Consider the following 12,154-nt stretch of genomic DNA (forward strand, 5'->3'; position numbering starts at 1 on the left):
CCCGCCGCGGACAGCCGAGAGTCAGGCGGCGGGTCAGTAAACCCAGACACTCTTCGGGGGGCCCAGGCTGCTGACCAAGGTGTTTGCGCCGTTGGGGTGCGGACCTCCGTCGCAGTCCTCGGAGGGCAATGGCTCAAGCGAGCTCCACCTCGCCATCCGTCCCTACCCGCAGCATGACGTGCGCTGGAGGGGCGCTGGCGTGACCGGCGAGCCACTGGGCCAGCCGCGTCACCACGTGCTGTTCCACCGCGCGCTTCAGGGGCCGGGCGCCGTAGCGCGCGTCGAAGCCGGTGCGCGCCAGGTACTCCACCACGTCCTCGCCGAAGGACACCTTCACGCCCCGGCGGGTGAGCCCCTCGCGCGCCAGGGCCGCCTCCAGCGTGCGCCGCGCCAGGGCCCGGATGACCTCCGGGGTGAGGGACCGGTAGGGCACCACCTGATCCAACCGGTTCAGCAATTCGGGCCGGAAGAAGGCAGTGGCGGCGCCCAGGTAGTGCTGCTCCATGTCGCGCACGCTGCCTCCGCCGAAGCCGAGTGAGCGTCCCGCGCTGTCCGCGCCCAGGTTGCTGGTGAGCAGCACCACGGTGTTGCGGAAGCTGACGGTGCGGCCGGTGCCGTCCGTGAGGCGTCCCTCGCCCAATACTTGAAGCAAGAGGTCATGCACGCCCGCGTCCGCCTTCTCCACTTCGTCCAGCAGCACCACACCGAAGGGCTGCTCGCGCACGCGGCGCGCGAGGCCGCCCTGCTGGCCTCCCCCTTCGCCCACCAGCCGCCCCGCGCTGCCCGGCGCCGCGTACTCCGCCATGTCGAAGCGGGCCAGCCGGGACGTGTCGCCGAAGAGGTACTCCGCCAACGCCAGCGCGGACTCCGTCTTGCCCACGCCGGTGGGGCCCAGCAGCAGGAAGACGCCCAGCGGGCGGGATGGATCCGCAAGCCCCGTCTTCAGCGTGACGATGAGGTTGCGCAAGAGCAGCGTGGCCTCGTCCTGGCCGACGATGCGTTCGCGGAAGCGCCGCAGCAGGGCCTCCGGATCCAGGCGCACGGACGTGTCCACCAACTCGCGCGGGTAGCCGGTGCGCGTGCAGAAGGCCTGCGTCACCCCGGTCGCGTCCACCTCGCCGGTGGGGGAGGGCTGGGTGCTGGCCGAGCGCAGCAGGGACACCGCGCCACCGGGGGGCGGACCGTCTCCGAAGCGCTCCGTCAGTTCGGCGGCCCGCTCCAGCGCGTCCGCGGTGAAGCGCACCTTGCGCGCGCGGGCCACCCGCTGCGAGGCCTGCTGGAGCGCGTTGCGCGCGGCCCCGGAGTTCAGGGGGGCCACGGAGAAGTGCCGCAGCGCCTGAAGGAACGCCCCGTGCGTCCGCTCCGCGCGGGCCACGTCCTCCGGGGTGGCCTCCAGCACCAGCGTCACCTCGCCGCCCTCCAGGGCCGGCAGCAGGTGGCGCGCCACGTCCAGGCCGGTGTCACCGCCGCCCAGCGAGAGCAGCTCCGACAGGCTGTCCAGGTGCAGCACCGCCCGGCGCACGCGCAGCGCCTCCACCATGGCCTGCACGCGCTCCTGCCACTGCCCCAGGTAGCGCATGCCCGCCATGATGCGGCCGCCCGACGTGCTGTAGACCTCCAGGCCGCGCAGGGGATGGCCCTCCGCGGCGGACTCCGCGCGCTGCACCAGCTCATGCACCAGCGCCGTCTTGCCCACGGAGGCCGGGCCCACCAGCAGCACGCTGGCGCGGGCGCTCGCGGTGACGGTCTCGGCGAGCCGGGCCACCTCCGCGTCGCGCTCCCACGCGCGCTCCAGGAGGCCCGCGCGCGCCTCCTCGTTGAGACAGCGGCTGGCCTCCGCGAGCCCGGCGGGCGGAGGCTGGCGCCGGGGCTGCTTCGTGGCCTCCTCCTCGGCGCGTGCCTTCGTCGGCTTCATGCGCGACGACACGGACAGCGTCTCCACCGACTCCTCGCCCAGGTACGCAAGCTCGTGCAGCCGGTCCAGCGGCGCGAGGTACAGCTCGTGGCGGACCAGCTCCTCCACGTAGGACTCCAGGTCCGCCGTGTCGTGCAGCGTGCCCTCCACGCCCACGCGCGGCACCCACACCCTGAGCGGCCCCTTCGCCGCGTCGCCCTTGCGCGCGGCCCGGGCCGCACCCCGCCCGCCATGGGTCACCACCGTCAGGCGCAGCGGCACGGGCAGCAGCCGCCCGTGCTGCATGGCGCGCACGGTGAGGGCCATCCGGCGCTGCCGCAGGTCCGCCCAGTGCGTCACCTCGTCGGACAGTTCCCCCCGGCGCAGGAGGCGGCCCACCACCTCCGCGATGTCCAACCGCGCGGTGTTCAGGTCGCTCGCGAACGAGGCCAGGTGCGGGTGCGTCAGCACGTGGGCCGCCACGCCCAGTCCTGGATAGCGGCGCACGAAGAGGTGGAAGTTCTTGTCCATGGCTCAGCCCTCCTTCCGGGCCGCGCGCCGCAGCACGCACCCGGCCCATGCGAGCGCCTCCGACGGCGAGCGCTGGCTCGCCAGGTGCACGAGCCCGCCGATGGTTCCCTCCAGCACCGCGCGGCCCCGGTCCTGCTCCCGCGCCGTCCCCGTCCGCCGCGCCTCGCGCTCCGCCGCGCGCACCGCGTCCCGCGCGACCACCGCCCGGAACACGTCGTCCGTCAGTCCAGCGACGCCGTCCAGCAACTCCAGGCGCACGTGCGACCGGCGCATCCCGTCTCCGCGGCGGGACTCCACCAGCGCATAGCCCTCCAGCGGCGCCAGCACCTCCGCGAGGCCGAAGGCCGTGAGACTCACGGCCATGCGCCGCACCCGCACCGCCGCGGGACGCTGCTCGCCGGATGTCGTCGTCCATGCGATGCGGCCGTCCGGCTCGACGCGCTCTTCGTACACGCTCATGCGCCCCAGGGCCTGCGGCAGCGCGCGCACCACCGACTCCAGCGCGGACACGGACGCATCGCCCAGGCCTTCGATGAGCAGGGCTCGCGTGTCCGGACCGCGTTCGCGGCAGGCGAGCTGATGCGAGAGCCACTCCACCTCGTCCCGCAGGTCCACCACGCGTGGGCGGCAGCGACGCAGCCGCTCCTCTCGGGACACCGGCAGGGGCACGGAGGCATAGGACGGCCGGGCCCGGAGGCCCCCGCGACCGGGGTTGCGGCGCCAGTCGTACGCGCGCTCGACCTCCTTGGGCACCGCCTCCTCCGTCTCCAGGAAATCGCGCTCCGCCAGCTCGGTCTCCCGGATGTCCACCGCCTCCGCGCGCAGGCGCTCCAGCCGCTCCACCAACTCCAACGCCTCCGGGCCTACCTTTGGGGCGCCGAGTGCTTCCAACCGTGCCGCCGTCTCCTCCAGCACGCGCGACACGTCCGCCAGCGTCCAGGCCGCCGGGTCCGGCTCCTGTGCCCAGGCCTTCTCACGCGACAGCAGCTCCACGGAGAGGCCCATGTCGTCGCCCCGGGGGAACAGCTCCACCCGGGCCAGGTCCTCGGCGCCGCGCTGCACCAGGTGGTGGGCCAGGGGCACCGTGAGGCGCCGCTCCAGCGCGCGTTTGAGGGGACGGGCGCCGTAGCGCGGGTCATAGGCCTGCTCCACGAGCAGGTCCAACAGCGCGGGCTCCACCTCCACCAGCACGTTGCCCCGGCGGATGCCCCGGCGCGACAGCAGCGACTCCAGCGCGTGCTCCACCACCACGCGCAGCGCGGCGGGCGTCAGCGGACGGAAGGGCACCACCCGGTCCAACCGGTTGAAGAACTCCGGGCGGAAGAAGGCGCGCACCGACGACAGGTAGTGCGCCTCCGCGCTCTCCGCCGTGCGGTGGAAGCCGGTGCGGGCCGCGGCCTCGCGCACGCCCAGGTTGGACGTCAGCACCACCACCGCCTGGCGCGCGTCCACCGTGCGGCCCGCGCCGTCCGTCAGCCGCCCCTCGCCCAGGAACTGGAGCAGGGCATCGAAGATGCGCGGGTGCGCCTTCTCCACCTCGTCGAAGAGCACCACGCAGAAGGGCTGGGTGCGCAGCGCGGTGGTCAATTCGCCGTCCGGCGCGCCCGGCATGCCCAGCAGCCGCGTGATGCTGGACGCGGACACGAACTCCGACATGTCGAAGCGCACCAGCCGCCCCTCGCCGCCGAAGAGCGTCCGCGCCAGCGCCTTGGCCGTCTCCGTCTTGCCCACGCCGGTGGGGCCCACGAAGAGGTAGGTGGCCAGCGGCTTGTCCGGTGGTTGTAGCGAGCGCTGGAGTGTGAGGATGGCATCCACCACCGCGGACACGGCCTCCGGCTGGCCCGCCACCTGCGCGGCCAGCTCGCGCTCCAGCGTGTCGCGCGTCTTCGGCGGCTCGCTGCCCAGCACGAAGTCCGGCAGGCCCGTCTGCTCGCGCATGGCGGCGGTGACATCCTCCTGCGTGAAGCGGCGCACGCCGCCCTCTTCGGTGCCGGACCGCGACACCACCCGGCGCAGCAGCCGGACGGCCTTGCCCGGGAAGGCCTCGTGCGCGACGAAGCGCTGCTGCAGGTCCAACAGCGTCTCCAGCGCCAGCGGGGACAGCCGCACCGCGCCCGCGTCGCTCGACGCCTCCAATTCGCGCAGCGTGCCCAGCAGCGCGGGCAGCGTGGCGCGCGCGTCCAGCGCGGGCACGTGCACCACGCGGAAGAGGGACGCGAAGGTGGGAGCCTCCTCGCGCACGCGCTCGAAGCGCTCCGGCGTGGACTCGGCCAGCACCGTCAGCTCGCCGCGCGCCAGGTGGGGCTCCAGGTACTGCGCCACGTTGGTGCGCTCGTTGTGGGTGCGCCCCGCGTAGACGAGCGAGGCCAGGTCGTCCACGTAGAGCAGGTCGCCCACCTCCACCAGCTCCCGCACCACGCCGCGCGCGCGAGCCTCCCACTGGCCCACGTACATCATGCCCGCGATGAACTGGTTGCCGTCCACGCGCCACACGTCGCGCCGGGTGTTCGCGGCGTCCTGCCGCGCGGTGAGGCGGCTGACGGCCTCGTGCACCAGCGCCGTCTTGCCGGAGCCGGGCGGGCCCACGAGGACCACCCCAGCGCCCTCGCGGCCCTCCAGCGCGTCCACCACCTCGCGCACCAGCGCCTCGCGGCCGAAGCAGCGCTCCAGGGTCTCGTCGCGCGCGCCATGGCTCAGGTTGCGCGCCACCGCGCGCAGCTCCACGAGCGACAGGCGGCGACGGTTGCGGCGCGCCTCGCGCTGCTCGGGCGTCTCCGGGGCCGGCTCCTTCTTCTCGGAGGTGGCCTTGCGACGGCGCGGCGGGGTGGGGGGCTTGGGAGGCGTGCGGGGCAGGATGGTGGGCGCGTACGCGTCCACCTCCAGCAGCTCCAGGCGCTCGTGTCCGGTGCCCCAGGCCTCGTCCAGGTTCTCCAGGTCGTGCTCCAGGCACCACGCGGCCAGTCGGCGCGCGAGCGCCTGGGGCAGCGCGTCTGGGTTCGCGAGCGCGAAGCGGGCCAGGGGCAGCCGGGTGGGCGTCACCACCCAGAACTCGTCGCGCGGCCACTTCTCCAGCAGCACGGCCATGCGGCCCTGGAGGACGACGCGCTTGTTCTTCTCCCGGTCCCTCGCCTCCGTGTCCACCTTGACGTGCCGCAGGGCCAGGTGCGGCGGGAGCTGATAGGCGGCCACGTGGGCCACGGGCTCCTTCTCGAAGCGCTCCATGACGGCGAGCGCCAGCTCGTCGCGGAGCGTGGAGAGGCTGGGGCCCACGCCGCTCAGCCGGGGCCAGAAGGCGGGCACCCAGGCCTGCACCAGCCGTCCGCCAAGGGGGGACACCACCAGGGGCAGTTTGAGATCCATGGTGTCAGTCCTCCTCTCGCGCGCCGAAGACGCGCCACTGCAACCACGCTTCCAGCAGCGATTCCATGTCCGGTCCGGTGGGCCCGTAGCGCTGCTTCGCGCCGGTGCGCAGGTCTTCCAGCGAGCCTCCCGTCACGATGCTGGCGATGGGCCGCACCCGGCGCACCTCCTGCTTCGTCAGCGACTTCTCCAGGTCCTCCAGCGTTGGCAGTGCGTGCAGGGCCAGGGGCTGCGGTTCGAAGCGCACGCGCACCAGCGCGGCCTGGCTGCCCTCGACGAAGCGGTGCACGCCGTGCTCACCCGCCAGCAGCAGCGGCAGCGTGCCGCTGTTGAGCTGCAGCGCATACGCGGCGGGGGGCCGCTTCAGTTCCTCCAGAGAGGCCTTCTGCTCCCAGCTCCACTTGAACCGGAGGTCCTTGTCCTTGCGCGAGGGCTTCGGCTTCTCGCCCGCCTTGGGTTCCTCGGGCAGCAACAGGGACCGGTGGAAGGCGATGGACTGCGCGTGGGCCCAGGCCTCGTACGCCTTCGCCAGCGTGCACAGGTGCGGCCATGCGCCGCGTCCGGGGACGAGGATGAGGGTGGCGCCGCGCGAGACAGGGAAGAGGCTGGCGTAGATGCGCTCGCGCAGGGGCTGGAAGGCCCGCCGGAGCACGGCCACGTCGCGGGCCAGGCCTTCCGCTTGTCCCACGGCGCGCGTGAGGTGCGCCTCGAACAGGAGGTCCTCCACGGCCTCGGCCTGCTGCGCGCAGTCGCGGAAGGCCTTGTCCAGTTCACGCGCCTCGGACGACTTGCGCGAGGACGCCTCCGCCAGGGCCCGTTCCTCCCAGTACGCCGGCTGGCGGGACGCCTTGTCGAAGACGGCCAGCTCGCGCCGCAGGCCCCGCATGGGCTCCGAGCGGCTCCATCGCTGCACCTCCGCGCGCAGGCTGGCCGCTTCCTCCAGCACCTTCTCGAGGGTCTGCCGCCCCACGCCCTCGGCATCCCCGCCCACCGCTTCCGCGCGCAGCGTCAGCCCCGCGTCCCCCGCCTCCACGGACAGCTTCACCGCGCCGCCCTGGGGATGCGCGGCGAGCCACGCCGCCACCGGCACGACCAGCTCCCGCTCCAGCGCGCGCTTGAGGGGACGGGCGCCGTAGCGCGGGTCGAAGCCGCGCGTGGCCAGCCAGTCCAGCGCGGAAGGGGCCACCTCCAGCGCCGCGTCGTGGAGGGACAGCCCCGGGCGGCGGCACACGGCCTCCACCTCGCGCACCACCAGCCGGCGCAGCAGCTGCGCGGAGAGGGGGGAGAAGACAACGACGTCATCCAGCCGGTTGAACAGCTCCGGGCGGAAGAAGCGCTGCACCTCCGCGAGGTAGTGCGCGCGCAGGGCTGCGGTGTCGGGCATGCCGCCGGACGAATCGAAGCCCACGCGGGCGCGCCAGGTGTCCGCGCCCAGGTTGCTGGTGAGCACGAGCACCGCGTTGCGGAAGTCGGTGAAGCGGCCGGACGCGTCGGTGAGGCGGCCCTCGCCCAGCACGCCGAGCAGCGCGTCGTGCACGGCGGGGTGGGCCTTCTCCACTTCGTCCAGCAGCACCACGCAGAAGGGCTGGCGGCGCACCGCGGCCGACAGGTGTCCGGGCGTCTCGCCGTCGCCCAGCAGGCGCAAGAGCGCGTCCGGGCCGGCGTACTCGCCCATGTCCAGGCGGACCATGCGCTCCTTCGCGCCGAAGAGCAGCTCCGCCAGGGCCTTGGACAGCTCCGTCTTTCCCACGCCGGTGGGGCCCACGAAGAGCAGCACGCCCAGCGGGCGGCGGGTGTCGGCGAGGCCCGCCTTGAGCACGGACACCACCGCCGCCGCGCGCTCCACCGCCGTCTCCTGTCCCAGCACCCGCGCCGAGAGGAAGTCGCGCACCTGGGCCGGCTCCAGCGGGACGTCGTCGCGCAGCAGTGCTTCAGGGATGCCGGACTCGGAGGCGAACTGGCGGACGGCGTCCAGGCGGGTGACGCGCGGCTGTCCGGCGTGAGAGCACGTGGCCAGCAGGCGGCGCAGGAAGGCCACCGTGTTGCCCACCTGGGCGCCGTAGGGCAGGAAGCGGCGGCAGAGGAAGCGTGCCTCGTCGAGCGCCTCGGGCCGCACCTCCAGCGGCTTCGGTCCCGCGTCGTCCTCGGCCACGCGCGCGAGGATGCGGGCCAGCGCGTCCGTGGACGGCTCCTCCACGCGCACCACGGAGAAGAGGCGGGCGAAGCTGGTGTTGCGGCGCTCCACCCGTGCCCACGTCTCCGGCGTGGCCTCGGCGACCACGGACACCTCGCGGGTGGCGAGCAGCGGCAGCAGGAGCTGGGCCACGTTCTGGTCGCTGTGCGCGCTCTTGCCCGCGTCCAGCAGGTCCACCGCGTGGCCCAGGCAGAGGAGGGCGTGCGACTCGGCGGCTTCGCGCATGCAGCGGATGACCTGCTGCTGCCAGTCGCCCCCCATGCCTTCGCCCGCGATGAGGCGGCTGCCGTCCAGGAAGAAGCAGGGACGGGCGCGCTCGGACGCGGTGGCGGTGGGGCCGCGCATCGCCTGGGCGAGCGCGTGGAGCACCGCCGTCTTGCCCACGCCCGAAGGGCCCACCAGCACCACGGACTCCGCGTCCTTCGCGGCGAGGCGCGCGCGCAGGAGCGTCACCAGCGCGTCCTGCTCATACGCGGCGTCGAGCTGTCCGTCCTTCGCGAGCGTGTGCCAGGGCACGGCGATGCGCTCCAGCGTGGGCGTGGGAGGCGGCTTCTCCGGCTTCGCGCTCCCGTCGCGGCGGCGGGAGCGGCGGCGCGGCTCCCACGTGTCCAGGTCCAGCGCGTCCTCATCCTCGTCGTCCAGGTCCGCGCCCGACGGCTCCACGGGCGCATCTGGAGGACGCGCCGGTGGGCGGATGTCCAGGCGGAGCTGGCGTGGGGTGAGGGTGGCGAGCAGGGTGGGCGTGGCGTGGACTTCAATCTCCACCAGCGACTCCGCGCCTTCCGGGCGCAGCGCGAGCCGACGCGCGTCGGAGAGGCCCTCCAGTTGTTCGCCCAGCCGGTCCGATGCGTCTGGGGGAAGTGCCTTGCCCTGGAACCACAGGTGCGTGCCGAGGCGCGGGGCATGCAGTCCGATGAAGGACTGGTGCGCGGGGGCGACGATGGCGGTGAAGTGCAGCGGCGCGACGGTGTTCGACTCCGCGCCCCAGATGGGGAGGGCCTCCTGCACCTCGAGCGTGTGGAGGACGCCGTCGGACGCGGCGATGAACTCCGGCACCCGGCGGGGGTGCACGCGGGTGAGCTGATCATCGAGCGCCAGTGTCAGCTCCTCGGTGGCCTTCTCCAGCGTCTCCGCGTGCACGGCGAGGTGGGGCAGCGCCAACGGAGTGAGCGTGACCCGGCGGCTGGCGTGCCGCTGCACCCAGCATTGAAAACGGAAGTTCATGGAAGGGGGCTCACGCTAGCACGGCGCCGCACAGCGACGCCCCGGGCCCCCGGGAGCTGACGGGCAGCTTGCCTCGGCGGCTCACTTCCGCTCGGACGGCGCCCAGAGCTCATCGGAAGCAAGCCCACCAGGACTTCATCCTATACGGCAAAGGCATCCAGACATGGGTGACGGGTGGCCCCCGCCCGCAGGTGCCCTCGCGGCCGACGGCGCGGCGGCCGCGAAGGCTTGGAGCTGGGAGGGAGGCGCTACCGCCGAGCCCGGCGGGTCTTCCACACCAGGCCTGTCAGGAGCCACCAGCCCAGGACACCTGGCATCGCGGTAGCACCGCAGCCACAGCCTCCGGATTCGTTCTCCATCCCGTCCGGCCCCGTGCCGGCGTCGTGCGCGGTGCCCGCATCCAGTCCGTGGCCCGCGTCAGCGACGGTGCCCGCATCGAACTCAGGACCCGCATCCGAGACAGTGCCCGCATCGGCGTCGGTGCCCGCGTCCGTTTCGGGGCCGGCATCCAGCACGCCGCCACCATCCAGGTCCGTTCCCGCGTCGGCCGCGCCGGGCAGTTGGACCTTGAGCTGGAACGTCTGCACGGCATCCGGCGTCTGCCCATTGTGCGCGCGGATGGACACGCCAACGGTTGTCTCGGCCAGGGGCTCCCACGACAGGAGTCCGGACTCAGCGTCCAGCGTCATGCCCTCCGGGCCCTGCTCCAGCGTGAGGATGGGCACGGGTCGCCCCGTCGCTGTGACTGAATAGGCATACGGCTCACCGACGGTGGCCTCCGTCACGGGCGCGGAGGTGATGACGGGCACCCCGGCGACATCCCGGGCGGTGACGGTGACGGCCCGGGCTTCCATCCCGGGTGCGGACACCGTCAGCACCGCGAGGTCGTCATCGCTGTCGGAGTCTCGGGCCGTCGCGACGGTGACCGTCTTCGGCGCCGTACCGTCCTCGGGGGTGAACGTCAGGCTTTCGCCTTCCGTGATGCTCACATCCTCGCTCCCCGAAGTGTGCGCCACGGTGATCGTCACGGGGACTGTCGGCGCGTAGGCCAGGGCCACGGTGAAGGACCCGCCCGTGCCCTCCTCGAAGTCCAGGGAGGAGGCGGAGAGCTGGAGCGCCTGGATTTCATCTTCCGAGGTGCGCACCCGGATGTCCCTTCCGGGGAAGCCATCCGGGAAGCCATTGTACAGGCTGAAGAAGATCGTCCCGTGGTCGATGTCTGCGTCCGCGTCCTGATTGGCGGAGATCGTTACGAACTGCGGGACGCTCCAATTGGTCGCGTCGAACTGGAGCACGCTGCCTTCGCTCACGCGGAAATCCTCCTGCCGGCGCGGCTGTGCGGTGATGGTCAGGGGCTTGGTGGGCGGCGCGGCCAGGGACACCGTGACGGTCTTCGACCCTCCTTCCGGGATGACCAGGTCCTGCGACGACAAGACCAGACCCAGTTCCGGCGGGACGGGGGTGATCCGGAGAACCCCTCCCGAGTAGGGCAAGACATACAGGGCCCCGTCCGGGCCCATCGCCAGGTCGATGAGCTCACCCCCGATGCTGCCGATCACGACGAAGTCCACCCGGTCCACGGAACCATCCGGTCGGAGGACGGCGCGAAAGACATTGCCAGTCATATCCGCGAAGAAATAGTTGCCCTGGTACTCCGGAGGAAAGAGCGGGCCTTCACAGAAGGTGCCGCCCACGAGGACGTTGCCCATCGGATCCGTCTTCAAGGTACCGCCCCCGCTCACCGCGTCGGGTCCGGGCTGCGCCATCGTGAAGGTGTGGGGGGAGGGAAAGCCGGTGATGAACCCGACCCCGTTGAAGCTCGGGTCCCGCACATCGCGCACATGGATCCGCTTGCCCTGGCGCAGGGTGGAGACCGGCATGTAGTCGTCGTCGATCACCGTGAAGGTCGCGACACCATCCTTTCGCACCGCGCCTGTCTCCGCGAACCAGTATTCCTCCCACCACTGCGAGTTGTAGGCGACCACCGGCTTCAGGTAGCCGTCGGGCTGCTTGTTTTCATACTGGCTCCAGCCTGCGTGGTCGCCCCGCCCCACCCGGAAGATCTGCTCGAAGGACTGCCCGGCGACGTTGACCCAGAGGTGCGCCGTGCCCGGCTGGAAGCGGATCTTGAAGGGATTGCGGAAGCCCCGGGCCCAGATGTAGTCGTTGTTGGGCCCGGGGCCGTCGTAGAAGGGGTTGTCCGTGGGGACGGTTCCGTCCTTGTGGACGCGATTGATTTTTGACGACATCAGCGTCAGGTCCTCGTCGGTTCCCCAGCCGCCCGTGTCTCCCACCGCGAAGTACAGCAGACCATCCGGACCGAAGGCCATGCCACCGCCGTTGTGAACCTGGTTGGCGGGGATGTCGTCCACGATGACGGTGCGGTCCATTCCCACGCCTCCGACGTCGGTGTACCGGAGGATCCGGGTGACAGGCCAGAAGCTAGGACCCTGCTGGCTGGCGAAGAAGTAGACGTAGTGGTTGTTCGCGAAGTCCGGGTCGAAGACGAGGTTCACCAATCCCAGCTCGAGGCCGGTCACCACGGTTTCGGTGATGAAGGGCATCGGCTGCAAGACGCCGTCCTGGAAGATCAGGACCTGTCCCTCCTGGAGCGTCACGAAGAGGCGATGGGAACCGTCCGGAGCCCAGGCCAGCCCTGTCGACTGGCGCAGTGCATCCGACAAAATGTAGTACTCCGCCTCGACGCCATAGGAGCCCGTGGCAGGAGGAGGAATGTGAGTCTCCGCTTGCGTGGGAAAGGCTGTCAGCCATGCCAGGGCAAGCCAGGGAAGGAATGAACGCATGGTTTGAATGCTACCTCCTTGAATGCAGGCCGTCAGGGCCTTCCAGTGCAGATGGAAATGCCCCAGTATTCCTGACACCCTGGGCCTGAAGCAGATGCCGGCCTGCGTCTGGTCAAGGAGTGATGGGTCCACCTCCGCAAGGGCTCT

The 12,154-nt window shown here is 72.0% G+C and carries 4 protein-coding genes; all 4 read right to left on the reverse strand.

Features of this window, described 5'->3' with window-relative positions; translation table 11 throughout:
* Positions 1-133: 133 nt before the first annotated feature.
* Positions 134-2,425, reverse strand: a complete 2,292-nt coding sequence (locus tag OV208_RS11260) for an AAA family ATPase (RefSeq protein WP_267573832.1) — start codon at positions 2,423-2,425, stop codon at positions 134-136.
* Between the two features lie 3 nt (positions 2,426-2,428).
* Positions 2,429-5,785 carry an AAA family ATPase gene (locus tag OV208_RS11265; RefSeq protein ID WP_267573833.1) on the reverse strand — a complete coding sequence of 1,119 codons (3,357 nt, stop codon included), beginning with the start codon at positions 5,783-5,785 and terminating at the stop codon, positions 2,429-2,431.
* A 4-nt stretch (positions 5,786-5,789) separates the two neighbouring features.
* Complete coding sequence (locus tag OV208_RS11270) at positions 5,790-9,203, reverse strand: AAA family ATPase (RefSeq protein WP_267573834.1); 3,414 nt, start codon at positions 9,201-9,203, stop codon at positions 5,790-5,792.
* Positions 9,204-9,451: 248 nt separating this feature from the next.
* Positions 9,452-12,007: a PQQ-dependent sugar dehydrogenase gene (locus tag OV208_RS11275; protein ID WP_267573835.1), complete on the reverse strand. Its 2,556-nt coding sequence runs from the start codon at positions 12,005-12,007 to the stop codon at positions 9,452-9,454.
* Between the last annotated feature and the right edge of the window lie 147 nt (positions 12,008-12,154).

Origin of the sequence: Corallococcus sp. bb12-1, from assembly GCF_026626765.1 — a bacterium.
GTDB lineage: Bacteria > Myxococcota > Myxococcia > Myxococcales > Myxococcaceae > Corallococcus > Corallococcus terminator.

Excerpts from the sequence above, each read along its gene's own strand:
- OV208_RS11260 (WP_267573832.1), bottom strand. The coding sequence starts at position 2,425 with ATGGACAAGAACTTCCACCTCTTCGTGCGCCGCTATCCAGGACTGGGC.
- OV208_RS11265 (WP_267573833.1), bottom strand. The coding sequence starts at position 5,785 with ATGGATCTCAAACTGCCCCTGGTGGTGTCCCCCCTTGGCGGACGGCTG.
- OV208_RS11270 (WP_267573834.1), bottom strand. The coding sequence starts at position 9,203 with ATGAACTTCCGTTTTCAATGCTGGGTGCAGCGGCACGCCAGCCGCCGG.
- OV208_RS11275 (WP_267573835.1), bottom strand. The coding sequence starts at position 12,007 with ATGCGTTCATTCCTTCCCTGGCTTGCCCTGGCATGGCTGACAGCCTTT.